This window comes from Azospirillum agricola (assembly GCF_017876095.1).
Classification (GTDB): domain Bacteria; phylum Pseudomonadota; class Alphaproteobacteria; order Azospirillales; family Azospirillaceae; genus Azospirillum; species Azospirillum agricola.
Map to the genome: position 1 here is coordinate 49,733 of NZ_JAGINM010000009.1, position 24,135 is coordinate 73,867.

Sequence of the window (24,135 nt, forward strand, 5' to 3'; positions counted from 1 at the left end):
AATCACCGCCCCCCGCCCCGCCGGGCGGGAAGGGTCAGGGTGGGGGCAGGTGGGCGTCCACATGCCCGCCGTTGACCGGCGCCCGCACCGGCATGACGCACCGCACATGGGCGCCCCGCCCGGTCATCTCGTCCAGCTCCAACCGGCCGCCATGCAGCTCCACCACGTTGCGGGCCAGCGACAGCCCGAGCGCCGCCGCCCCCTGGCCGTCGCCGCCGTCGGGGGTGGCGGCGCCGCTGACCGACAGGGTGACGGTGCCGTTCAGCCGCTCGCCGGACAGGCGGATGCGGCGGTCGGCCGGCGGGTTGCGGATGGCGCCGACCACCAGCGTGAACAGGGCCTGCTTCAGCCGCTTGCCGTCGCCCTCCATCTCGCCCAGGCCCGAGGGGGCGACGACGTCCAGCTTCAGCCCCTCGCGCCGCGCCCATTCGCGGGTCAGCCCGGCCACCGAGTCGAGCAGGTCCGGCACGTCCACCGGGCCGCGCTCCAGCGTCGTCACCCCGGCGCCCAGGCTGGTCAGGTCGACCACGTCGTCGATCAGCTCCAGCAGCCGCTCGCCGGCGTTCAGCGTGCCCTTGACGTATTCCATCTGGCGCGGGTTCAGCTCGCCGAAATACTGGTTCGCCAGCACCTCGGCGAAGCCGATGATGCCGTTCAGCGGCGTGCGCAGATGGTGCGAGACGTTGGCGATGAACTCGCTCTTCAACTGGTCCGCCGCCTCCAGCGCGGCGTTGGAGGCGCGCAGCGCCGCCTCCAGCCGGGCGCCGTCGGTGACGTCGAGGTAGCTGTTCAGCACCGCCCCGTCGGGCAGCGGCAGGGTGGAGAACTCGACCACCGAGCCGTCGCTGCGCTCGACCCGGCCCGACCGCACGGTGCGCTCCAGCGTGGCGCCGATCAGCTCCTCCTTCAGCGCGTCCCAGCCCTCGCCGGTCGTGTCGTCGGCGTGGGCCAGCAGCGGGCGCATGCGGTCGATGACCTCGGCGATGTGCGGCTCGCCCTGGAGATCCTCGTCGGCCATGTCCCAGACGCGGGCGAAGGCCGGGTTGGACAGCTTCAGCCGGCCGTCGCCGCCGAAGACGGCGATGCCCTCCGCCAGATTGTCCAGCGTCTCCTGCTGGACCGCGATCAGCGTGTTGTAGGAGGATTCCAGCGCCAGCGTGTTGGTCACGTCCTCCAGGATGGTGATCAGGCCGCCCAGCGGGTGGGGCGCCGCCAGATGGCGCAGCGTGGTGCCGTCGGGGAGGTGCAGCAGCTCCTCCATCGGCTCCACCAGGTGGGTGTAGCGGGTCAGCCGCTCGCGCTTGAAGGTCTGGTAGTCGGCGTATTCCGGCAGCCGCCGGCGGGCGCGCAGCTCCTCCAGAAGCTCGGCGTTGGTCGGCTCGTTGCGCAGCCAGGATTCGTCGAGATCCCACAGCCGGGCGTAGGCCTGGTTGAAGAATCTCAGCCGCGTGTCGGGGCCGAAGATGGCGATGGCGGTGCCCAGCCGCTCCAGCACCTCGGCGTGGGCCGAGAGATGGCGGTCCAGCTCGCCGCGCAGCTCCTCCAGCGGGGTGAGGTCGAGCGCGTAGCCGACCACCAGCGTGCCGCCGCTCCCGCCACCCTCCTTGTCGAAGGGGAGCGGCGCCTCGGTCACCTCCAGCATGCGGCGTTCGGTGCCGATGACCACGGGCACCCGTTCGGACTGGGCGAAGCCGCCGCTGCGCGCCCGTTCGGCCAGCGCCCGGCGGGACGGCCCCTGCGTCAGTTCCCTCTGGCCGTCCAGCACGGCGGCGGGCTCCGCGTCCACGGCGCGGGCGTAGGCCCGGTTGCACCAGGACAGGCCGAGGTCGCGGTCGCGCAGCCAGACCGGGACCGGCAGGGCGTCGACCGCGGCGCGCAGCGCGGCGAGGCCGGACTCGGCGGCGTCAAGGGCGGACTTGCGGTCGCTGGTTTCCGCCAGGGCGGCGGTGACGTCCTCCACCCAGACCACGTCGCAGCGTTCGGCCTGCTCCCCGGCACCCGCCCCGCCCCGCCGCCCGGTCAGGACGAGGCGGCGGCCGTCGCGGGTGGCGGCCGCGCAGCGAAAGGGCTCGCCGTCGCGGCGCAGGCGGTCGAGGGCCGCCGGCAGCTCGGGCGCCGTGACGGCGGAGACGAGGTCGTCGGCGCTGCGGATGCCGAGCAGGGACGCCGCGTCGGCCGACAGCCGCCCCTCCCCGCTGCGGTCCCAGGCGCACCAGGGATGCGGGGCCGCCGCCAGCAGGGCCTCCAGCCGGTCGCGGTCGGCCGTCGCGCGGTCGGCGCGGCGCCGGGTTTCCTTCGCGTTCCAGAACAATCCGCCGAAGCCGGCCACGCTCACCACCCCCGCCGGCCCGGGCACAACCGAGGCCCCGGCCACTCTGGTCTGGAGACTGAATTCACGCGAGGGAGAGTAGTTCAGGCATCCCAGGGCGACAAGCAACGCGCGCGCCGCATGCGGTTTTTCCTACGCCACCGTCCGAATGGCGAAGCCGATAGGCCCGCAAGGGTTAGGCGACACCCTCTTTTGCGCAGCGCAGCGCCCGGACGGCGGCTTCGACCGCGGGATAGGCGGCGTCCATCGCCGCCGCCTGCCGTTGCGCCTCTTCGAGGCGATTCGCCAGGATCGCGTTCTCCAGGGCGGAACAATGGGCGGCCAGCGCCTTCGCACCCGCCGTGCGGGCGGCCCCGGCGGCGGAATGGGCAGCGGCGCGCGCCGCCTCCGGATCGCCCGCCGCCAGCGCCGCCAGCGCCTGGTCGAGCGTGGGACGGGTCGTCTCCAGGAAGAAATCCATCATGTCGGCGGTCCCCGCGTCCAGCGACCCGAAGGTCTCGCGCACATGGTCGAGGTCGAGCACCGGCAGGTCGGGCGGCAGGTCGGGCGGCGGGTCCGAAGGCGGGGACTCGGGGGACGACGACCCGGAGGACGAGGACCCGGAGGACGAGGACTGGGGCGGTGCGGGCAGGGAAACCGGGCCGGAGGGCACGGCGGCGGATCGGGGCGGCGGATCGCCCAGCCAGCGGGACAGCGCGGCGGACAGGTGCGCCAGGGTGACGGGTTTGGCGAGGTAGTCGTCCATGCCGGCGGCGACGCAGCGCTCCCGCTCGCCCGACAGGGCGTTGGCGGTCATCGCGATGATGGGAATGCGGCTCTCCCCGCCGGCCTCCGCCTCGCGGATGCGGCGGGCCAGCTCGTAGCCGTCCATGCGCGGCATGTGGCAGTCGGTGATCAGCAGCCGGTGACCGCCGCCACGCCACGCCGCCAGCGCGACGGCGCCATCCTCCGCCAGCTCGGCCTCGAAACCGAGCTGGCGGAGTTGACGCAACACGACCTGCCGGTTGGTCGGGTGGTCCTCGGCGACCAGGATCGTTCCATGCTCCGGACGTCCCGGCCCGGCGAGCGGGTGCGGAGTCGGCGCGTCCCCGGACATACCGGGACTGGGGCCGGGATTGGGGCCGGAATTGGCGGGCGGGACGGCGGCGCCCCGGCCCAGCAGACGGGCGGCCGCCGCGATCAGGGCGGAGCGGTGGACCGGTTGCGTCAACCCGGTGACCACCGGCCATGGTGCCGGCGGCGGTGGCGGGGAATGGGGGCCCGCCGGCCCGCCGCCGACCAGCAGGAGCGGCGGCGTTGCCCGATCGTCCGGCGCGGTGACCCGGCCGGCCATCGCGGTCGTCGTCACCAGCAGATCCGCCCCGCCCGCGCGCAGCAGCGCCGACGCCTCGTCCCCGTCGCCGGTTTCGGCCACCGCCGCCCCGGCATGGGCCAGATAGCGGGCCAGAACGCCGCGCTGGGTGTCGTCCGCGTCGGCCACCAGCACGGACAGGCCCGCCAGCGCCGTGGCCACCCCGTCCGGCCCGGCCTCCCCGGCGCGCGCCAGCTCCACCGTGAACCAGAAGGTCGAGCCGTGGCCGGGCACCGAATCGACGCCGATCCGGCCGCCCATCCGCTCGACCAGCCGGGTGCAGATCGCCAGCCCCAGCCCGGTCCCGCCGAACCGCCGGGTGGTCGAACTGTCGGCCTGGCTGAAGGGCTGGAACAGCCGGGCCTGCCCCTCCGCCCCGATGCCGATGCCGGTGTCCTCGACGCTGACATGCAGGCGGACCCGGCCGAGGGAGGGGCCGGGAACCGCCGGACCGGCGGCGTGGACCCTCAGCACGACCCGGCCCCGGTCGGTGAACTTGATGGCGTTGCCGGTCAGGTTGAACAGGACTTGACGCAAGCGGCCGGCGTCGCCGCGCAGCAGCGGCGGCACCGACCCGTCGATGTCGCAGACCAGCGCCAGATTCTTGTGGTGGGCCTGCGGGGCCAGCAGGTCGGCCACCCCCTCCACCAGCTCGGCCGGGCGGAGATCCTGCTCCTCCAGCTCCAGCTTGCCGGCCTCGATCTTCGACAGGTCGAGAATGTCGTCGATGATCCGCAGCAGGGAGCCGGCGCTCTCGCGCATCGTGGTGACCAGCGTGCGCTGCTCGGCGTCCAGCGACGTCAGGGCGATCAGCTCCAGCAGGCCGAGCACGCCGTTCATCGGCGTGCGGATCTCGTGGCTCATCGTCGCCAGGAACTCGGACTTGGAGCGGGCGGCGACCTCCGCCTGCTCCTTGGCGGCGCGCAGCGCCTCCTCGGCGCGCTTGCGCTCGGTGATGTCGTAGCTCCAGGCCAGCACCGCCGGCTTGCCTTCGAACTCGGTGCGCTGGAGCGTCTGGAGCGCCCAGACCCGCCGCCCGTCCGGGCGGTCCACCGCGACCTCGACGTCGCGGGCGACGACATCGCCGTCGCTGCCGCCGGCGGGGCCCGGCGCGGACTCGGCGCCGGCCGCCGCCGGACGGCGACCGTGGATGGTGGCGCCCGGCAGGGCCAGCGCGTGGCGGCTGCCGACGAAGGCGCCGAGGTCGAGCCCGGCCAGTTCGGCGGCGCGGGCGTTGGCGAAGGCGACGCTGCCGTCGGTCCGCCCGATCGAGACGCCGACCGGGCTCTGCTCCAGGATGGCGCGCAGCCGGCGCTCGCTGTCGCTGAGCGCGCTCTCGCGGGCGCGGATGGTGCCGACGAAATAGGCCAGCGCGCGGGCCATCTCGCCGATCTCGTCGCGCCCCTGGGTGGGGATGGCGACCGGCGAGCCGGTCTGGTAGGCGACCATCGCCGCCTGGAGCGCGCGCAGCCGCCGCACCACGTTGCGGTGGATGTAGACGAAGATCGCGGCGGCCCCCAGGATCGACAGCAGCGCCATGGCGATCACCGCGCGCTCGCCGTCCTGGATGACGCGCTCGAACTCCGACGACCGGCGGGCGACGTCCCGCTCCACCGCCAGGAAATAGTCGGAGACGGAGGCGACCAGCCGGTCCGACACCGTCTGGTTCCGCGCCGCCGCGCCCTTGACCGCCCGTTGCAGCGACAGCTCGGCCGCCCGCGCCGCGAACAGCGGGTCGGGGCCGAAGGCGGCGGCGGAAAGCGCGTCCTGCAACGCCGCCAGCGGCGCCGCGCGGTCGGGCGGCAGCAGGGCCAGCGCCGCCGCGGCGCGATCGAGACGGACGCCGGTGTCGGCCCTCAGCCGGTCCAGCTGGGCCTCGTGGCCGGCGCGCAGCGCCGCCAGCAGGATGGTCAGCGCCTCCCCGGCGTCGCGCTGCCAGCGGTGGATGGCCGCGTGGTCGGCCGGCGGAACGGCCCCGTCCTCCGTCAGCGCCTCCGTGGCGCGCAGGCGGGCGGCCAGCCCGGCCAGGGCCAGGGCGCGGGCGTCGGTGTCGGCGGTCTGCGCCAGTTGCCGCTCGACCTGCACGTTCAGGGTCAGCAGGTTGGCGACCAGCTCGTTCTTGCGGCGTTCCAGCTCGGTCAGGTCGCCCAGCCCCTCGCCGCGGGCGGCAAGGCGGGCCATCAGCTCCTCCAGCATGACGATCTGGTCGCCGAGCCGGGCCATCACCGCCTCGCGCGCCGGCTGGTCCTGCACCGCGACCAGCGCCGGGGCGATGGCGGCGACGGTGCCGCTCTGCTGGGCGAGCTGCGACGCGGCGACCAGCCCCGGCACCTTGGCGGTGGCGACCTGCTGGAACCCCTGGTGGAAGCGCGAGAACAGGGACACGGCGACGACGCTGGTGGCGGCGGCGAGTCCGCCGATCACCGTCAAGCCCGCCAGGATGCGGAACGCCACGCTTCGCCGGGGAATCCGCATTGCAGCCCCTGCCCCTTCAGCCGGCCGCCTCTCGCGGCTTCGTGACATACCATGCCGCGCAAGGCCGGTGCAATTCACCCGGTTGACGCGTCGGCGGAGGGGGTGGATCCTGTTTCACGTGGAACGGCGCGGGCGCGCTCCACGAAGCGGAGGGCGGCGGCCATGGGCGGATGGATGAGGGCGGTCACCGTCGGCGTGGCGCTGGCCGCCGGCGCCCTGCTGGCCGCCGAAGCCGCCCGCGCCGGGACGCTGGAGCGGGTGCGCGAGGCCGGAGTCCTGCGCTGCGGCGTCATCCCCAGCGGGACCGGCGTGGCGACGATGGACGGGGCGGGCAACTGGACCGGCTTCTTTCCCGAGATGTGCCGGGCGCTGGCCGCCGCCACGCTGGGCCGGGCCGGCAGCGTCGCCTTCGTCGAGGTCGGGGTCGAGAACCGTTTCACCGCGCTGCGCAACGGCGCGATCGACGTGGTGATGGAAACCTCGACCTGGACGCAGGAGCGCGAGCTGACCATGGGGCTGGCCTTCCCCGCCGTCTATCTGTTCGACGGCCAGGGCTTCCTCGCCCACCGCTCGCTGGCCGCCGCGACGCTGGCGGAGGCCGGGACCGCCAGCGTCTGCGTCGTCGACGGCACCACCACCGTCCGCAACCTGGAGAACTGGATCGCCCGCCAGGGGGCAAGGCTGACCATCCGGCGGATGCGGTCGGCGGACGGCGCGATCACCGCCTTCTTCAACCACCATTGCGACCTCTACACCGGCGACCGGGTGGCGCTGCACGGCCAGCGGGCGCAGAACGCGCCCGCCCGCGACGACTACCGCATCCTGCCGGACATCATCGCCAAGGAGCCGTTGTCCCCGGTGGTGCGCAACGACGATCCCAACTGGCGGGACGTGGTGCGCTGGGTCGTGCTGGCCCTGCTGACGGCGGAGGAGAAGGGCGTCACCGCCGCCAACGCCGCCGCCCGCAAGACCACCGGCGACGCCGAGACCCGCCGCCTGCTCGGCGCCTTGCCCGGCCTGGGGCAGGGGCTGGGGCTCGACGACGACTGGGGGCTGCGGGTGGTCATGCAGCTTGGGAACTACGGCGAGATCTACGACCGCACGCTCGGCCGGCTGTCGCCGCTCGCCATCGAGCGCGGGATGAACGCGCTGTGGACCGACGGCGGGCTGCTCTACGCCCCGCCGCTGGGCGGGTGACCGCCCATTTGCATATGGTGGCGGTGAGGGCGCCTTACGCCACCCCGGTGGAGCCGAAGCCGCCGCTGCCGCGCGCCGTCTCGTCGAGATCCGCCGCCTCGACCAGCGCCGCCTGCGGCGCGCGGGCGATCACCGCCTGGGCGATGCGGTCGCCGCGCGCGATGGTGAAGGGCTCCTCGCCGAGGTTGATCAGGCAGACGGCGACCGGGCCGCGATAGTCGCAATCGACCGTGCCCGGCGTGTTCAGCACCGTCACCCCGTTCTTCACCGCCAGCCCGGAGCGCGGGCGGATCTGCATCTCCCAGCCGACGGGCAGGCCGACCGCGAAGCCGGTCGGCACCAGCAGGCGCCGGCCGGGCGCCAGCGTCACCGTTTCCCCGGCCGGGACGGCGGCGCGCAAATCGAAGCCGGCGGCTCCGGCGGTGGCGTAGGACGGCAGCGGCAGGTCGTCGTTGCCGGCGAGCCGCAGGAACTTCACGACGGGGGCGTCGGTCATGGGGAAGCTTTCTGTGAGGTTTGGACGCGTCGGGGGCGGGAGCGAATGCAGGCCCCTCACTCCCGGAAACGCTCCGCGATGGCGTCGGCCAGCCGGGCGGCGACGGCATCCTTGCCCATGGTCGGCCAGGATTCCACCCCGCCCTCGCGGATCAGGTGCACGGTGTTGTCGGCCCCGCCGAAGGTCGTGGTGCCGAGCGACACGTCGTTGGCGACGATCCAGTCGCAGCCCTTGCGGGCGCGCTTGGCGGTGGCGTAGGCGATCACGTCGCCGGTCTCGGCGGCGAAGCCGACGACCAGCGCCGGACGCCGTTCCCCCGCCTGCGACAGGGTCGCCAGGATGTCGGGATTCTCGGTCAGCGCCAGGGTCGGCGGGCCGCCGCCGTCCTTCTTCAGCTTGCGGTCGGACAGGCCGGCGACGCGCCAGTCGGCGACCGCCGCCGCGCACACCGCGATGTCGGCGGGGAGCGCCGCCTCGCAGGCCGCCAGCATCTCGCGCGCCGTCTCGATCGCGACCACCGTGCAGCCGGGCGGGTCGGCCAGCCGGGTCGGGCCGCTGACCAGCGTCACCGCCGCGCCCAGCTGGGCGAGCGCCTTGGCGATGGCGTGGCCCTGCTTGCCGGACGAGCGGTTGGCGATGTAGCGCACCGGGTCGATCGGCTCGTGGGTCGGGCCGCTGGTGACGATCGCGCGCTTGCCGGCCAGCGGCTTCGGCGCCGCGTCCGCTGTGGCGGGCGCGGCGCTTTTGTCGGCCGCGAAATGCGCGGTGCTTTTGTCGGCCGCGAAATGCGCGGCGATGGCGTCGATGATCTCCATCGGCTCGGCCATGCGGCCGGGGCCGAACTCGTTGCAGGCCATCACCCCGTCGTTGGGGCCGACCCGCAGCACGCCGCGCCGCTCCAGCAGCTCCATGTTCGCCTGCGTCGCCGGGTGCAGCCACATCCGCACGTTCATCGCGGGCGCCACCAGCACCGGCTTGTCGGTCGCCAGCAGCACCGTCGCCGCCAGATCGTCGGCCATGCCCGCCGCCATCCGCGCCAGCAGGTCCGCGGTGGCCGGCGCCACGACGACGAGGTCGGCGGCGCGCGAGAGCTGGATGTGGCCCATCTCCGACTCGTCGGTCAGCGACCACAGATCCTGGTAGACGGTGTTCTCGGTCAGCGCCTGCACCGACAGCGGCGTGACGAAGCGCGCCCCCGCCGCGGTCAGCACGGCGCGCACCGACACCCCGCGCTCACGCAGGCGGCGGATCAGATCCAGGCACTTGTAGGCGGCGATGCCCCCCGCGATCACCAGCAGCACGCGCTTGCCGGACAGAATGGCGTGATCGGCCAAGGCCGCCTCCGTTGCCGGGTTGGATCGGGGGGGCCCTCCCCCCACCGGCTGCTGATAGTCCATCGCGCCGGCCGCGACAAGCGCCGTCCCGGCGCGCAATTTTGCTACGCGGGAAGTTTTTGTTCGTTTCTCGCGGCATCGGTGTTTGCACGGGCTGAGATTTCGGGAAAGATCTGCTAGAGAGGAAGACACCGAGCTTCCCGCTCATCCATTCACAGCGTGCCGCTCCCGCATGCCCGTCGGTTCCATTCCCGTCCTTCTGATCGAAGACACCCCGTCGCTGGCCCGCGTCTACGCGGAGTTCCTGAAGAAGGAATCGCACACCGTCATCGCGGTGGAGACCGGGGCCGACGCGCTGGCGCAGCTGGAGGACGGCGCGCCGAAGGTGGTGCTGCTCGACCTCCAGCTTCCCGACATGAACGGGATGGAGGTGCTGAAGCGCATCAACGCCCAGGCACTGCCCTGCGCCGTCATCGTCATCACCGCCCACGGGTCGGTGAAGGCGGCGGTCGAGGCGATGCGCTACGGCGCCTACGATTTCCTGGTCAAGCCCTTCTCCGCCGACCGGCTGGTCGTCACCGTGCGCAACGCGGTGGAGCGGCTGCGGCTGGCCCAGATCGTCGACAGCTTCGAGAAGGATCTCGGGCGCGCCCGCTACCACGGCTTCATCGGCTCCTCGCTGGCGATGCAGGCGGTCTACCGCATCGTCGACAGCGCGGCCTCGTCGCGCGCCACCGTCTTCATCACCGGCGAATCCGGCACCGGCAAGGAGGTCTGCGCCGAGGCGATCCACCGGCAGAGCCAGCGCGCCTCGCGGCCCTTCATCGCCATCAACTGCGGCGCCATCCCGAAGGATCTCATGGAAAGCGAGATCTTCGGCCACGTGAAGGGCTCCTTCACCGGCGCCGTCGCCGACCGCGAGGGGGCGGCCGCCCGCGCCGACGGCGGCACCCTGTTCCTCGACGAGATCTGCGAGCTCGCCCCCGACCTCCAGACCAAGCTGCTGCGCTTCATCCAGACCGGCACCTTCACGCCGGTCGGCGGCTCGAAGCTGGAGAAGGTCGATCTGCGCATCGTCTGCGCCACCAACCGCGACCCCCTGCGCGAGGTCGAGGAGGGGCGCTTCCGCGAGGACCTCTATTACCGCCTGCACGTCATCCCCATCCACCTGCCGCCGCTGCGCGAGCGCGAGGACGACGTGCTGGAGATCGCCCGCCATTACCTGGCGGACTTCGCGGCCGAGGAGAAGAAGGGCTTCCTCCAGTTCTCCCCCGAGGCCGAGCAGGCGCTGCGCCATTACCACTGGCCGGGCAACGTCCGCCAGTTGCAGAACGTCGTGCGCATCGTCGCGGTCCTGCACGACGGCGACACGGTACGGCTGGACATGCTGCCGGCGCCGCTGGGAAGCCTGGCGCCGGCCCCGGGATCTCCAGGAACGCCGGCCGCCACCCCGGCTCCCGGCCCGGCGGCCCCGGCCGCGCGTCCCCCCGCCCCGCTGACCCCCGACGCGATCAAGCCGCTGTGGGAGGTCGAGAAGGACGCCATCGAGGACGCCATCGCCGCGTGCGACGGCAACATCCCGCGCGCCGCCGCCCTGTTGCAGATCAGCGCCTCGACCATCTACCGCAAGCGCCTGGCCTGGCAAGCGGAAGGCAAGCTCTGACCGCCCTTTTCTGGCGGTGCAGCACAATAGTGGAAAGACCACCAACAGCACCGATGGGTCGAGCCGGGTCGCAATCGGCTTATTTCCCGTGCGCCGTCCACCGTCGATAGGCCTATGTCGTGAGACGGAATTGCCCGCAACCGCAGCCTGCGGCTAGCTTCCCCGCACATTGTCTTGGTTTCGCTTGTCCGACGCGTGCTTTGCCGGCGGTCAGCGACCGATCATCCAGGGAGAAGCCCAATGACCACCGGCACCGTGAAATGGTTCAACACCACCAAGGGTTATGGATTCATCGCCCCGGAGGCCGGGGCCAAGGACGTGTTCGTCCACATCACCGCCGTCCAGCGGTCCGGCCTGCACGCGCTGTCGGAAGGCCAGCGGGTGCAGTTCGAGGTGTCGCGCGGCAACAACGGCAAGGATTCCGCCGTCAACATCAGCGTCGTCGAGTGAGCGGCGGCTGACGCCTCAATCGAGATAGCCGGCGGCGCGGTAGGCGGCGATGGCCTCGCCGGCAAGGTGGGGAATGTCGCCGCGCAGCGCCTCCGCCGGGGCCGCGGCGCCGTCGCGGCAGGCCATCTCCAGGGCGCGGGCGGCGGCGCAGAGGGAGCGGGCCCCGAAGGTCCCCGCCGTGCTTTTCAGGGTGTGCGCCTCGCGCGTCAGCAGGGCGAGGTCGGACAGGCCGGCGATGCGCTCCACCCGTTCCCGCGTCTCGGCGACGAACTGCCGCAGCACCTCCCCCAGCAGCTCCGCCCCCAGATCCTGGGCGAGTTGCGTCAACACCTCCGGATCGAGCACCCCGCCGTCCTCGTCCGCCGCCGCCGCCGCGCAGGGCGCCGGGATCTCCCGCTCGGCCGCCGGCCTCAGCCAGCGCGCCACGGTGTCGAGAAGCTGCGCGCGGTCGATCGGCTTGCCGACATGGTCGTTCATCCCGGCCTCGCGGCAGCGGGCGCGGTCGCCGTCGCCGACATCGGCGGTCATGGCGACCACCGGCACCCTCCCCGCCGCCCCCGGCAGGCCGCGCAGCAGGCGGGTGGCGGTCAGCCCGTCCATCTCCGGCATCGACACGTCCATCAGGATCAGGTCGAAGCCGCCGTCCTGCGCCGCCATCACCGCCTCCAGCCCGTTGCCGGCCGTCTCGATCCGGTAGCCGGCGGGGGCCAGGATGGCGGTGACCAGCGTCTGGTTCAGCGGGCTGTCCTCGACGACCAGGATGCGGCGCGGCGCGGCCGGCTCCGGTTCCGTGGGGAGAAGCGGCGAAGGCATGGAACGGGCTTTCCGGAAAGGCGGACGGACGGATTCACTGTAGGATCGCCGGAGCGGCGCGTCCACGCCGCTCCGGCCGGGATCCGCCCTCCCGCACCGGATTTCCGATCGTCATCGCCGCCGAACGGGGTAGCGGGTGGCGAATTCCCGCGCCGCATGGCCCCGATGCCATGGGCGGACGCTTCAAATCGGCGCGCCGCGCCGGTATGGTGGCGCCCTTGGCGGCGTGCGCCCCTCGCTCCAGCCCTTCGCTTCAGGCGGTTTCGCAGACGATGACCATACCCAACAGCTACCGTTCCGGTCCCGACGAACGCGGGCATTTCGGCGTCTATGGCGGCCGCTTCGTCGCCGAGACGCTGATGCCGCTGATCCTCGACGTGGAGAAGGCCTACCGCGAGGCCCGCGCCGACCCCGCCTTCGAAGGCGAGATGCGCCAGCAGCTCAAGCAGTATGTCGGCCGCCCCAACCCGCTCTATTACGCGGAGCGCCTGACGCAGCATCTCGGCGGCGCCAAGATCTACTTCAAGCGCGAGGAGCTGAACCACACCGGCGCGCACAAGATCAACAACTGCATCGGCCAGATCCTGCTGGCCCGGCGCATGGGCAAGACCCGCATCATCGCCGAGACGGGCGCCGGCCAGCACGGCGTGGCGACCGCGACGGTCTGCGCGCTCTACGACATGCCCTGCGTCATCTACATGGGCGAGACCGACATCGCCCGCCAGGCGCCCAACGTCTTCCGCATGAAGCTGCTGGGGGCCGAGGTGCGCGCCGTCACCTCCGGCGCCAAGACGCTGAAGGACGCGATGAACGAGGCGCTGCGCGACTGGGTCACCAACGTCGCCGACACCTTCTACATCATCGGCACCGCCGCCGGCCCGCACCCCTACCCGACCATCGTCCGCGACTTCCAGTCGATCATCGGCGACGAGGTGCGCAGCCAGATGCAGGAGCTGGAGGGCCGGCTGCCCGACTCGCTGATCGCCTGCGTCGGCGGCGGCTCGAACGCCATCGGCCTGTTCCACCCCTTCCTCGACGAGCCGACGGTCAAGATGGTCGGCGTCGAGGCCGCCGGGCGCGGCATCGACAAGGGGCCGCTCGACCACGCCGCCTCGATCAACGGCGGCCGGCCGGGCGTGCTGCACGGCAACCGCACCTACCTGCTCCAGGACGAGGACGGCCAGATCCTGGAGGGCCACTCCATCTCCGCCGGCCTCGACTATCCCGGCGTCGGGCCGGAGCACAGCTGGCTGCACGATTCCGGCCGGGTCGAGTATTCGGCCGCCACCGACGCCGAGGCGCTGGAGGCCTTCCAGCTCTGCGCGCGCACCGAGGGCATCATCCCGGCGCTGGAATCCGCCCACGGCCTCGCCGAGGTCATCAAGCGCGCGCCGACCCTGCCGAAGGACCATCTGATGGTGCTGTGCCTGTCCGGCCGCGGCGACAAGGACATCTTCTCCGTGGCCCAGCATCTGGGAGTCTCCCTGTGAGCGCCGATTTGAGTGCCGATCCGATCTCCGATGGCCGCATCGCCCGCCGCTTCGCCTCGCTGAAGGCGGAGGGGCGCGCCGGCCTGATCACCTTCATCACCGCCGGGGATCCCGACGCCGCCACCGGACAGGCCCTGCTCGACGGGCTGCCGGCGGCCGGCGCCGACCTGATCGAACTGGGCATGCCCTTCACCGACCCGATGGCGGACGGCCCGGCGATCCAGGCCTCCTCTCTGCGGGCGCTGGCCGGCGGCATGTCGGTGCGCCGGACGCTGGAGCTGGTGCGCGGCTTCCGAACCAAGGACGCCGACACCCCGATCATCCTGATGGGCTATTACAACCCCATCGACTCCTACGGGGTCGACCGTTTCCTGGCCGACGCCAAGGCGGCCGGGGTCGACGGTCTGATCGTCGTCGACCTGCCCCCCGAGGAGGACGACGAGCTGTGCATCCCGGCGCTGAAGGCCGGGGTCAGCTTCGTCCGGCTGACGACGCCGACCACCGACGACCAGCGGCTGCCGGCGGTGCTGACCAACAATTCCGGCTTCATCTACTATGTGTCGATCGCCGGCATCACCGGGACGGCCAGCGCCGCCAACACCGCCGTCGACGCGGCGGTGGCGCGGCTGAAGCGCCACACCGCCCTGCCGGTCGCCGTCGGCTTCGGCATCAAGACGCCGGCGCAGGCGGCGGAGGTCGCCCGCGTCGCCGACGCGGCGGTGGTCGGCTCGGCCATCGTCACCCGTCTGGCCGATGGGCTGGATGCCGGCGGCAAGGTCCGGCCGGGCACGGTCGAGGACGTGCTGGGCTTCGTCCGCGAACTGGCCGGCGGCGTGCGCGGGGCGCGCGGCTGAGGAAAGCCGCGCCGGGCCGTTCCGCCCCTTGACTCGGGCGGGACGGTGCGGCGGAACGGTTTACAAGCGCCGGAAAGAGCATTACGACACCGGCAACACGATCGCTCACGGCGACCGTCCGGCCGACTCGCCCGACGCGGCGACCATCGCCGGGGGGGATTGGGTGCATCGCCGTGCCGTTGAAAGGCGTTCCATGAACTGGCTCACCAACTACGTCCGTCCCAAGATCCGCGCCCTCTACGCCCGCAAGGAGGTTCCCGACAACCTCTGGCACAAGTGCCCGAGCTGCGAGGCGATGCTGTTCCACCGCGAGCTGGAAGAGAACCTGCACGTCTGCCAGCATTGCGGCTTCCACATGCGGCTCGACCCGATCAAGCGGCTGGAATCGATCTTCGACGACGGCGCCTATGAGGGCGTGGAGCTGCCCAAGTCGGTCGCCGACCCGCTGAAGTTCCGCGACCAGAAGCGCTACACCGACCGCCTGAAGGAAGCCCAGACCAAGACCGGCCGCACCGACGCCATCGTCGTCGGCGACGGGCGGATCGGCGGCCAGCCGGCCGTGGTCGCCGCCTTCGACTTCGGCTTCATGGGCGGCTCGATGGGCATCGCCGTCGGCGAGGGGCTGCTGACCGCCGCCAAGCTGGCGGTGGCGAAGAACGCGCCGCTGGTCGTCGTCCCGGCGTCGGGCGGGGCGCGCATGCAGGAAGGCATCCTGTCGCTGATGCAGATGCCGCGCACCACCATCGCGGTGGAGATGGTCAAGGAAGCCGGCCTGCCCTACATCGTCGTGCTGACCGACCCGACGACCGGCGGCGTCACCGCCTCCTTCGCCATGCTGGGCGACATCCACATCGCCGAGAAGGGCGCGCAGATCGGCTTCGCCGGCGCCCGCGTGATCGAGAGCACGATCCGCGAGACCCTGCCGGAAGGCTTCCAGCGCTCCGAATACCTGCTGGAGCACGGCATGGTCGACATGGTCGTCCACCGCCGCGACCTGCGCGGCACGCTGGCCCGCGTCATCGACCTGCTGACCCGCCGCAAGCGGTCCGAGCCGGACGACACCGACTTCGTCGCCGCCCAGGCGGTGGAGGCCGAGATCATCCCGCCCGCGCACCCCGCCGCGATCCAGGCCGGCGACGACTGATCCCGACACGCCTTCCAGCCCCGGCGACCGCCATGACCGATCCGACCAAGGCTCCGACCAAGGCTCCAACCACGGGCCCGACCCGTTCCGACCCCGTGCTGGAGCGCCTGAAGGGGTTGCACCCCAAGGTCATCGACCTGTCGCTGGACCGCGTGCACCGGCTGCTGGCGGCGCTCGGCCATCCCGAACGGCGGCTGCCGCCGGTGGTCCATGTCGCCGGCACCAACGGCAAGGGCTCGACCATCGCCTTTCTGCGCGCGATGCTGGAGGCGGCGGGCCACCGGGTCCATGTCTACACCTCGCCGCATCTGGTGCGCTTCCACGAGCGCATCCGGCTGGCCGGCGCCCTGATCGACGACGACCATCTGGCGGCCCTGCTGGAGGAGTGCGAGCGGGCCAACGCCGGCGGCCCGATCACCTTCTTCGAGGTGACGACGGTCGCCGCCTTCCTCGCCTTCTCCCGCGTGCCGGCCGACGTCGTGCTGCTGGAGACCGGGCTGGGCGGGCGGCTCGACGCCACCAACGTCGTCGACCGGCCGGCGGTGACGGCGATCACCCGCATCTCCTACGATCACCGCCAGTTCCTCGGCAACTCGCTGATGGAGATCGCCGGCGAGAAGGCCGGCATCTTCAAGCCCAGCGTCCCGGTGGTGCTGGCCGAGCAGCCGGCCGCCGACGCGCTGAGGACGCTGAGCCTGCGGGCCGGCGCCATCGGCGCGCCGATCCAGGGCTGGAGCGCCACGCCGCAACCCGGCGGCTTCCGTTTCGAGAGCGCGAAGCGCCGCGTCGACCTGCCGATGCCCGGCCTGCCCGGCGCGCACCAGATCGGCAACGCCGGGCTGGCGCTGGCCTGCCTCGACCATCTGCCGCTGGCGGTGGACGACGCGGCGGTCGTCACGGGGCTGGCCGCCGTGGAATGGCCGGCGCGGCTGCAACGTCTGCGGCGCGGTCCGCTGGCCGAGGCCCTGCCGCCGGGCTGGGAGCTGTGGCTGGACGGCGGCCACAACGATTCGGCCGGCGAGGTTCTGGCCCGGCAGGCGGTCGATTGGGCGGCCGGCGCGGACGCTTCCGGAGACTCTTCCGGGGCGGCCGGCGAAGCGCCCCGCCCGCTGCTGCTGATCTACGGCATGCTGGCGAGCAAGGATCCTTACGAGTTCCTCGCCCCGCTGGCCCCCTTCGCCCACGCCATGCGCACCGTCGCGATTCCCGGCGAGGAAGCCTCGCTGACCGCCGAGGAGTCGGCCGAGGCCGGACGGACCTGCGGCATCCAGGACACCGCCGCCGCCGCCGGCGTCGCCGAAGCGCTGGCCAGCCTGACGGAGGGGCGCGACGGCCCGGCCCGCGTGCTGATCTGCGGATCCCTCTATCTCGCCGGGGCGGTTCTGGCGGAGAACGGCTGAGGCCGCCGCTCAGCGCTTGCGGCGCCCGTCCAGCTCCAGCATGCCCCGCAGGGCCGCGATGGTCTTGCTGAGCGGGCTGGAGTCGCCGTCCGCCTCCGCGCGCTTCTTCCCGGCGGGCGGCGCGGGTTTCTCGGGCGAAAGCTCCATCGGAGCCTCCTCCGCGGAGTCTGCGGCCGGAAACTCCTCCGCGCGGCCGAAGGACGGCCGGACGACGACCGCCGGCTTGGCGGGAAGCGGCTTGACGGGAAGCGGTTTGGAGAGGGGCGGGTCGTCGTCCTCGACCAGATCGCGCAAGGCCCTCATCGCCTCCTCGATCTCCCGCTCCTGGGCCGAGCGCTTGGGGCTTCCCCCCGCCTTCGCCGCCCGGCCCGCCTTGCCCGGAGCCTTGACGGCGGGCGGCTCGTCCGGAACGGCGACGTCGGGACCGTCGGATTCGGCGCCGGCATGGCCGGGATCCTTCGGTTCGTCCGGCGGCGCGGGGGGTTCGGCGGACGGACGGGTCTTGCGGCGGATGGGCACCGGCGCCGGCTCGACCGCCGCGTCCTCGATCATCGAGCGCAGCGCCGCCAGGGTCCTGTCGAATCCGTCGCCGTCGTTGGCCGGCACCGGCTTCGCCGCGCGCTCGGCCTTGGGAGGCGCCGCCGGCCGTTCGGGATCGCGGATGGCGAAGGCGACGATGTCCTCGTCGGCGGGCTCCTCCTCGCCGGTTTCCGCGCCGGCCTCGTCCGCCCCCCATCCGGCCTCGTCACCGGACACATCGACCTCGTCCCACTCCTCGTCGGAATCGTCGAAGTCGGTGCGCGCGAACACCTTGTGCGAAAAGACCGGCGGCAAAGCGGAATCGTCGTCCCCGTCCTTGTCGTCATCCACCGGGGCGGGTTTCAGCGCGGCCGGCCGGCCGGTCTCCTCCTCCGGATCGGCATCGGCCAGATCGGCATCGGCGAAGAAACGGCGCATGGCGGCCAGGGTTTCGTCGAGCGGCCCCTCGTCCGCCCCGGCGGCCGCCGCATCCCGCCCGGCGGGGTCGACGTCGGCCTCGCCGGCCGGCTCCCCCCGATGGCTGTCCAGGCGGGCGGCCATGTCGGCCAGCGACACCGGTTCCCACAGCGGTCGCGCGTCCGCGTCGGCGGGGCCGTCGGCCGCAAGCTCCTCAAGGTCCCGCGTGGCCTTGCCGAAGGCGGGAGACCGGACAGGGGGCGGTTCGTCCCAATCGGTTTCGCCCCAATCGGTTTCGGCCACATCGTTCGCGGCCAGCTCGACCGCGGCCGGCCCCGTCGCGGCCACCAGCGGTTTCGGCGCCACGAACGGCTTGAAGGCCGGCAGGGAATCCTCGGGATCCTCCAGCCCGCTCCAGGGTGGCGGGGAAGCGGGCGGCGGGGAAGCGGCGGCCCTGGCGGCGGCCGGCTTCTCCGAACCGCGGACCGAGGCCAGCAAGCCCTGGAGGGCGGCCAAGGGAGCGTCGAAGGAGACATCGTCCGAGGGAGGCGCCGCGTCCCCGGCGAAACGGTCCGGCACCGCCGGCCGGCTTTCGGTGTCTCGGGCCTCGCAGCGCGAGCAGCGGTAGTGCGGCGCGATGGACAGCACGGGATAGTTCGGGCCGAAACGCCGTTCCAGGATGGAACGCGGCAGGATGCCGCCATGCCCGCAGGCACGGCAGCGCAACTGCACGTCGACGTCGATGTCGCGGAGGAACAGCATGCGGGCCATGGCCGCAGTATAGCCAAGCGGCCAAGCCTTTCCCAAGGGTTTCGGGCGCTTGGAGGGGCGGCGCTTGTGACCTCGGGCGGCGGCTGGCATGGTGGCCGGCGGAGCGGAGGCGACGCGCGAAGGAACCGGCATGGCCGTGGACGAGAATCATGTCCCGTCGCCCTGCGTGCGGCTGTGCACGCTGGACGGGGCCGACATCTGCCTGGGCTGCTTCCGCAGCATCGGGGAGATCAAGGCGTGGGGCGGGCTGGACGCCGACGGACGGCGTGCCGTCCTCGCCGGGGCGGAGCGGCGCCGCGCGCGGGCGGCGCCATCCCCTTGGAAGCTGGCGGCCGTCAGGCCGCGCGGGTGACCGTCAGGCCGAGGCCGGCGAGGCTGGCGCTGAAATCCTGGAACTTGCGCAGGTAGCGCGGCTTGTAGGCGTCGAAGTCGGCGGCGATGGCCGCGTCGGCGTCGGCGGCCTTGGCGAACTCCGCGACGCGGTGCGGGTTTTCCGCCCGGTACAGCGCGAAGGCGCCCTGGGTGACCAGATCGTCGGCAATCATGGATGCGTCCTCGAAGGAGACGGTGGAACGTGAGGCGACCAGCCTACGCCCGCCCATCCCCCTCGGCAATGCTGCGTCGCAGCATCACACCACGACGCCACGCAACGCCGCCATGCGGTCACGGTCGACCCGGATGCGGTCGAGATGCTGGGCGACCACCGCCGTGATCGGCAGCGGCAGATCCTTGGCCAGCGCCACGTCGTAGAGGCGGATGCACTCGTCCTCGCCGCGCTCCACCTCGCTGATGATGGCGGCGCGGTCGTGTCCCATCACGGCGGCCTTCAGCTCCAGGAAGAAGCGGTGGGCGCCGCCCAGCATGGTGCCGCCCATGTCCGGGGCCCCGCCCTGCTCGGCGACGAGGCGCTGAAGCTCGCGGACGATGGCGCCGCGCTGGGCCGCCAGATCGTTGAACAGGGCCTTGAGGTCGTCGGCGTCGGCGCTTTCGGCGGCCTGCCGGTAGCCCTCGTGGCTGTCCTCGACGATGCGGATGAGGTCGTTGAGCGTGTCGACGATCTCGTTCTTTTCCATGACGGCTGCCCTCCCATGCGCGCTGCCCCACCGCAGCACAACCTCCGGCCCCGCCAAAGGTTCCCGGACCGGCCGGGGTCGCCCATCGGACTCCCCCGCCGCGCTCCGGACCGTCAGGCCGCGGCCAGCGAGGCCGGCGGGGAGACGGCCGCCACGGGCCGCCGGGCACGGGCGGCGCGCCACAGGCTCCAGCCATGGCCGGCCAGCGCCATGGCGTCCGATCCCAGGCCGAAGACCGAGCCGGCCAGGGCGTTGTGCCCCGCCCCGACCAGCGTCGCCGACAAGAAGAACAGGCGCATCGCCGCCACCTCGGTCTGCCAGCGCCCCAGCGTCGCCAGGATGAAGCCGCCGGCCGACAGCGCCGACATCGGCCCCTGCCACGTCAGGGCGGCCACCGCCAGCGCCGCCGGCAGGGTCGCGGCGAACAGCGCGTTCAGCCGCCAGGACCGCCGACGCGGGTAGGAGGCGGCCATCTGGACCAGACCGAGCACGCACATCAGCGTGCCGGTGCGGGCGCCCAGACACAGGAAATGGATGACGAACAGGAAGGAGGCCGCCGCCTGCGCCGCCAGGATCGCCCGGCGGTCGGTCATCAGGGTCGACAGAGTGCCGAGCGCCAGCCCGGCGAAACCCGTCACCGTCACCAGGGACAGCGCCTGGATCAGATCGGACAGGGACGGCAGGTGATGAAGCAGGAACACCATGATCGGGTCGCTTTCGCCTTGTGGTCATGCCGCGTTGCAGCAAAGGCGTCGGACCCTAGGCGCCGGTGGTTAACCGGATCTGAAACGGGGCGTGATCAAGTCCGGGCGGAAATGCGCCGCCCTTGTGACACACCTCCGGCCCTACCCTCCGATGGGAGAGGCGTGAGCGCGGCCGCATCGCCGCCTGTTGCCGGACCGTCACGCCGCGCATGGCCACGGGCGCCCCGCCGCGTGGCGGTTTCCCTCCGCTCGCGGGCCATTCGGGGCGGGACGGAGCGGCGGCGGGACCGGCGCTGTGTTCCTCCCGCCACAGGGGAGGACGGACTTTCGGCGGGCCGTCCGGTTATCGGAGGCGACACTGGTGAAAAGCTTCGGTTTTCCCCGAGGAGGCACCTCTCACGGCATACCCCCAGGGGTCAGGAGACGGGTTTTCCTATCCCTTCGTGACGTTGGTTTTGCCGCACCGCACCGTCATTCTCCGCCCCGTCATCGCCGGGGGACGGCGGCACAAGGGGAATTCGACATGACGCTCACCACGCACCGGCCACCGCTCACGCGATCCGAAGACAGAAGCGCGGGCAGCGGCGGCGACACGCCGGTCTGCTGCTCCTGCGGGCAACCGATCCGCAGCGGGGAACCGCACTGGGCCGGCGACGCCCAGAACCGCGCCTGGCATTACGGCTGCGCCGAACGGGCGGGCGTCACGCTGACGTGGAGCCGGATTCGCCAGCGGATGGCCGCGGGAGCGTCGCGGTGAGGGGCAGGCCGTCCTCCCGCTGACCCTCCCGCGACGCGGCGGCGGTCTGGCCGAGGGCAGTCTGGCCGAGGGCAGTCTGGCCGAGGGCAGTCTGGCCGAGGACCGAATCGCGGCCACGCTGGAAGGCGGTCCGCTCGGCGGCGAGGATGGCGTCGGTCAGGTGGCGTTCGAAATCCCGCTCGACCAGCGTCGAGAACAGGTCGATGCGGAAGCGCGCCTGAAGGGCGCGGCTCAGCCGTCGGGCGCGTTCGGTGGGCGGCATGGCGGCGTCTCCCCTGGCGATGGACAACGGAAGCGTCAGGGTACGGCCCGGCGCGGTCCGGGCAACGGCGCAACGGAGAATTTCGCGGGTGCGAAAGATGTGGACCGTTCGGCGCGTCCGTCTGTTGGACAGGCAGTCCGAATGTCCAGCCCCGACGCCAGCCCCAACGGAGGACCCACGATGAAAGGCAGCCCGCGCAGCCTCTGGCTGTCCATGACCAACCGGATGGCCAATCAGGCGATCGGCTATTGGAGCGGCCTGTTCGCCAGCGCGGCGAAGCGCAACCAGTCCGCCTTCCTGAAAAGCCTGACGGTCCCGCCGAAACCGCCGTCCAAACCGAAGAGGGCCGGTAAGGCGAGGCACGGCTGAACGGGGGCGGCTGAACGGCGCGCGCATCGCTCCGCGCGAGGCGCCGTGATCCGGCAGGGCGGCCCCGCCGTAGAAGGGACATGTCCCTCCCCACCAACGGACCGCCCGCGATGAGTTCCCGCTCTTCCTTCCGCGCCGCCGCGCTCGCGGCGGTGCTCGTCCTGGCGGGGCCGGTCGCCGCCCTGGCCGCCAGCGCCCACGACTTCGCCTTCAAGGGCATCGACGGCCAGCCGCTGCCGCTGGCGCAATTCGCCGGCAAGGCCGTCCTGGTGGTGAACACCGCCTCGCAATGCGGCTTCACCCCGCAATACAAGGGTCTGGAGGCGCTGTGGCAGCGCTACCGCGACCGTGGGCTGGTGGTGGTCGGCGTGCCGTCCGACGATTTCGGCGGGCAGGAGCCGGGCAACGCCGCGACCATCAAGGATTTCTGCGAGGTCAACTACAGCATCGACTTCCCACTGGCCGACAAGACGGTGGTGTCGGGCGACGGCGCCCACCCCTTCTATCGCTGGGCCGGCGACGAGCTGGGCTTCCTCGCCAAGCCGCGCTGGAACTTCCACAAATATCTGGTCGGGCCGGACGGCCGGCTGGTGTCCTGGTTCTCCACCGTCACCGACCCCGAGTCCGACCGCGTGCGCGAGGCGATCGAGGCGCTGCTGCCGCCGAAATCCTGACCCGCCGGCTCCGGACCGCCCCTATTCCACCGCCTGCCGCAGCGCCGCCGCCCCCGCCCAGGGGGCGAGCGGCAGCGCCGCCGCCAGGATGCCGGCGAGCAGCAGCAGATGCGGGCGCGGCGTCAGGCTGTTGATGGCGGCGTCGATGGCGCCGGCCCCGAAGATCAGCACCGGGATGTAGAGCGGCAGGATCAGCAGCGACAGCAGCACCCCGCCGCGCCGGGCGCCCAGCGTCAGCGCGGCGCCGATCGCCCCGATCAGGCTGAGGATCGGCGTGCCGATCAGCAGAGTCAGCACCAGCGCCCCGAAACCGGCCGCGTCCATGTTCAGCAGCACCGCCAGCAGCGGGGCGGCGACGATCAGCGGCACGCCGGTCACCAGCCAGTGCGCCAGCGTCTTGGCGACCACCACCGCTTCCAGCGGCAGCGACGACAGCGACAGCAGCTCCAGCGAGCCGTCCTCGTAGTCGGTCAGGAACAGCCGTTCCAGCGACAAGAGCGAGGCGAGCAGCGCCGCCACCCAGATGACGCCGGCCGCGATGCGGGCGAGGATGTTCGGCTCCGGCCCGACGCCGAAGGGGAACAGCACCACGCACAGCACGAAGAACATCACGGCGATGGTGGCGTCCGACCCCTGGCGCAGCGCCAGCCTCAGGTCGCGCCCGACCAGTCGCAGAAAGCGGTTCACGCCGCGTCCTCCCTTTCCTCGTCCCCATCGACGCCATCGCCATCGTCGCCGTCATCATCGTCGTCCGCGTAGGGCGCGAAATCGTCCAGATGCAGCTCCTCGCCGCCGGGGGTCGCGATGTCGGTGTGGGTCGACAGCACGACCATGCCGCCGCCGGCGCGATGCTCGGCGATCAGCCCCTCGAACAGCGCGATGGCGGCGCGGTCGAGCGCCACGGTCGGCTCGTCGAGCAGCCACAGCGGCTTGGGCGCCGCCAGCAGGCGGGCCAGATTGAGCCGCCGCTTCTGCCCGGCCGACAGGTAGCGCCCCGGCACGGCGGCGATGTGCGGCACGCCCAGCCGTTCCAGCGCTTCCCTCGCGTTGGCGTCGGGATCGGCGGCGCCGCCCAGCGCGGCCCAGAAGGCGAGATTCTCGGCCGCCGTCAGCACCGGCTTCACCGCGTCGAGATGCCCGACATACTGGATCTTCGCGCGGTGCTGCTCGGGCTCGTCGGCGACGGCGACCCCGTCCCAGCTCAAGCGCCCGCGGATCGGCTTCAGCAGGCCGGCCATCACCCGCAGCAGGCTGGACTTGCCGCTGCCGTTGGGGCCGAGCAGCACCAGGGCGCCGCCGGGGGCGAGGCTGAACTCCAGCCCGGTGAAGACCAGCCGGTCGCCGCGCAGGCAGCTCAGCTCGGATCCGGCGAAAACAGGCATGGCGGCTATCGGGGGTCGCTGTGGCGGGGCGGAGGCGCTGCTATAGCACAGCCCGCCCGCGGGACCGGAGAAAGAAAGCCGCAAAAAAGAAACGGCCATCGCGAGGGGGTTCTCGCGATGGCCGCGCGTCCAGCCGGGGTCTGGCTGGGAACTGCTCGGCCGGCAACTCGCCGGTGCGGCGGCGTCAGGGGGAACGCCGGGTCGCGCTCCT

22 protein-coding genes are annotated in these 24,135 nt (G+C 72.4%); 10 read left to right on the forward strand and 12 right to left on the reverse strand.

Features of this window, described 5'->3' with window-relative positions; translation table 11 throughout:
* Positions 1-34 precede the first annotated feature (34 nt).
* Complete coding sequence (locus tag J2847_RS15015; protein ID WP_325169416.1) at positions 35-2,329, reverse strand: PAS domain-containing sensor histidine kinase; 2,295 nt, start codon at positions 2,327-2,329, stop codon at positions 35-37.
* 175 nt (positions 2,330-2,504) lie between these two features.
* The gene (locus J2847_RS15020; RefSeq protein WP_325169417.1) at positions 2,505-6,134 is read right to left on the reverse strand and encodes a response regulator; all 3,630 of its coding nucleotides are present in this window, start codon (positions 6,132-6,134) and stop codon (positions 2,505-2,507) included.
* A 183-nt stretch (positions 6,135-6,317) separates the two neighbouring features.
* Here J2847_RS15020 and J2847_RS15025 point away from each other — a divergent pair, with 183 nt between their 5' ends.
* The gene (locus J2847_RS15025; protein ID WP_209779748.1) at positions 6,318-7,352 is read left to right on the forward strand and encodes an amino acid ABC transporter substrate-binding protein; all 1,035 of its coding nucleotides are present in this window, start codon (positions 6,318-6,320) and stop codon (positions 7,350-7,352) included.
* A 34-nt stretch (positions 7,353-7,386) separates the two neighbouring features.
* On the opposite strand, the gene dut is transcribed toward J2847_RS15025, so the two are convergent.
* Both dut and coaBC read right to left on the reverse strand, forming a co-directional pair.
* Positions 7,387-7,848, reverse strand: coding sequence for a dUTP diphosphatase (gene dut / locus J2847_RS15030; RefSeq protein WP_209779749.1), 462 nt, complete (start codon positions 7,846-7,848; stop codon positions 7,387-7,389).
* A 56-nt stretch (positions 7,849-7,904) separates the two neighbouring features.
* Positions 7,905-9,182 carry a bifunctional phosphopantothenoylcysteine decarboxylase/phosphopantothenate--cysteine ligase CoaBC gene (gene coaBC, locus J2847_RS15035; RefSeq protein ID WP_209779750.1) on the reverse strand — a complete coding sequence of 426 codons (1,278 nt, stop codon included), beginning with the start codon at positions 9,180-9,182 and terminating at the stop codon, positions 7,905-7,907.
* A gap of 232 nt (positions 9,183-9,414) precedes the next feature.
* Between coaBC and J2847_RS15040 the strand changes: the two genes are divergently transcribed.
* Positions 9,415-10,845: a sigma-54-dependent transcriptional regulator gene (locus tag J2847_RS15040; RefSeq protein ID WP_209779751.1), complete on the forward strand. Its 1,431-nt coding sequence runs from the start codon at positions 9,415-9,417 to the stop codon at positions 10,843-10,845.
* A gap of 240 nt (positions 10,846-11,085) precedes the next feature.
* Positions 11,086-11,295: a cold-shock protein gene (locus tag J2847_RS15045; RefSeq protein WP_085555459.1), complete on the forward strand. Its 210-nt coding sequence runs from the start codon at positions 11,086-11,088 to the stop codon at positions 11,293-11,295.
* Positions 11,296-11,310: 15 nt separating this feature from the next.
* Here the strand turns inward: J2847_RS15045 and J2847_RS15050 are convergent, their stop codons facing one another.
* On the reverse strand, positions 11,311-12,108 hold the full coding sequence (locus tag J2847_RS15050; protein ID WP_209779752.1) for a response regulator: 798 nt from the start codon (positions 12,106-12,108) through the stop codon (positions 11,311-11,313).
* A 272-nt stretch (positions 12,109-12,380) separates the two neighbouring features.
* On the opposite strand from J2847_RS15050, the gene trpB reads away from it, so the two are divergent.
* The 4 genes from trpB to J2847_RS15070 all read left to right on the forward strand — a co-directional run bounded on the left by trpB (position 12,381) and on the right by J2847_RS15070 (position 16,996).
* Positions 12,381-13,598 (forward strand): tryptophan synthase subunit beta, encoded by a 1,218-nt coding sequence (trpB, locus tag J2847_RS15055; protein WP_209779753.1) that lies wholly within the window; start codon positions 12,381-12,383, stop codon positions 13,596-13,598.
* Positions 13,595-14,452 carry a tryptophan synthase subunit alpha gene (trpA, locus tag J2847_RS15060; protein WP_209779754.1) on the forward strand — a complete coding sequence of 286 codons (858 nt, stop codon included), beginning with the start codon at positions 13,595-13,597 and terminating at the stop codon, positions 14,450-14,452. Before trpB ends, trpA begins: the two co-directional genes overlap by 4 nt.
* A gap of 193 nt (positions 14,453-14,645) precedes the next feature.
* Entirely contained in the window at positions 14,646-15,596 is a 951-nt protein-coding gene (gene accD / locus J2847_RS15065) for an acetyl-CoA carboxylase, carboxyltransferase subunit beta (protein ID WP_209779755.1), read from the forward strand.
* A gap of 32 nt (positions 15,597-15,628) precedes the next feature.
* On the forward strand, positions 15,629-16,996 hold the full coding sequence (locus J2847_RS15070; RefSeq protein ID WP_209779756.1) for a bifunctional folylpolyglutamate synthase/dihydrofolate synthase: 1,368 nt from the start codon (positions 15,629-15,631) through the stop codon (positions 16,994-16,996).
* Between the two features lie 9 nt (positions 16,997-17,005).
* On the opposite strand, the gene J2847_RS15075 is transcribed toward J2847_RS15070, so the two are convergent.
* The gene (locus J2847_RS15075) at positions 17,006-18,694 is read right to left on the reverse strand and encodes a hypothetical protein (RefSeq protein ID WP_209779757.1); all 1,689 of its coding nucleotides are present in this window, start codon (positions 18,692-18,694) and stop codon (positions 17,006-17,008) included.
* 139 nt (positions 18,695-18,833) lie between these two features.
* Between J2847_RS15075 and J2847_RS15080 the strand changes: the two genes are divergently transcribed.
* Entirely contained in the window at positions 18,834-19,055 is a 222-nt protein-coding gene (locus J2847_RS15080; protein ID WP_209779758.1) for a DUF1289 domain-containing protein, read from the forward strand.
* On the opposite strand, the gene J2847_RS15085 is transcribed toward J2847_RS15080, so the two are convergent.
* The 4 genes from J2847_RS15085 to J2847_RS15100 form a co-directional block, all read right to left on the reverse strand.
* A complete protein-coding gene (locus tag J2847_RS15085) occupies positions 19,039-19,248 on the reverse strand; it encodes a hypothetical protein (RefSeq protein ID WP_209779759.1) in 210 nt (69 codons plus the stop codon). The two genes, J2847_RS15080 and J2847_RS15085, sit on opposite strands and share 17 nt — an antisense overlap.
* Before the next feature lie 84 nt (positions 19,249-19,332).
* The gene (locus J2847_RS15090; protein WP_209779760.1) at positions 19,333-19,776 is read right to left on the reverse strand and encodes a PA2169 family four-helix-bundle protein; all 444 of its coding nucleotides are present in this window, start codon (positions 19,774-19,776) and stop codon (positions 19,333-19,335) included.
* Positions 19,777-19,889: 113 nt separating this feature from the next.
* Positions 19,890-20,480, reverse strand: coding sequence for a YgjV family protein (locus J2847_RS15095; protein WP_209779761.1), 591 nt, complete (start codon positions 20,478-20,480; stop codon positions 19,890-19,892).
* 701 nt (positions 20,481-21,181) lie between these two features.
* Entirely contained in the window at positions 21,182-21,499 is a 318-nt protein-coding gene (locus J2847_RS15100) for a hypothetical protein (RefSeq protein WP_209779762.1), read from the reverse strand.
* Positions 21,500-21,679: 180 nt separating this feature from the next.
* On the opposite strand from J2847_RS15100, the gene J2847_RS15105 reads away from it, so the two are divergent.
* A complete protein-coding gene (locus J2847_RS15105) occupies positions 21,680-21,868 on the forward strand; it encodes a hypothetical protein (protein ID WP_209779763.1) in 189 nt (62 codons plus the stop codon).
* 110 nt (positions 21,869-21,978) lie between these two features.
* The gene (locus tag J2847_RS15110; RefSeq protein WP_209779764.1) at positions 21,979-22,542 is read left to right on the forward strand and encodes a glutathione peroxidase; all 564 of its coding nucleotides are present in this window, start codon (positions 21,979-21,981) and stop codon (positions 22,540-22,542) included.
* Positions 22,543-22,563: 21 nt separating this feature from the next.
* Here J2847_RS15110 and ccmB read toward each other — a convergent pair whose 3' ends face one another.
* Together ccmB and ccmA are read right to left on the reverse strand one after the other, a co-directional pair.
* Positions 22,564-23,229 (reverse strand): heme exporter protein CcmB, encoded by a 666-nt coding sequence (ccmB, locus tag J2847_RS15115; protein ID WP_085555473.1) that lies wholly within the window; start codon positions 23,227-23,229, stop codon positions 22,564-22,566.
* Complete coding sequence (ccmA, locus tag J2847_RS15120; RefSeq protein ID WP_209779765.1) at positions 23,226-23,924, reverse strand: heme ABC exporter ATP-binding protein CcmA; 699 nt, start codon at positions 23,922-23,924, stop codon at positions 23,226-23,228. The genes ccmB and ccmA overlap by 4 nt, the downstream gene beginning before the upstream one ends.
* Between the last annotated feature and the right edge of the window lie 211 nt (positions 23,925-24,135).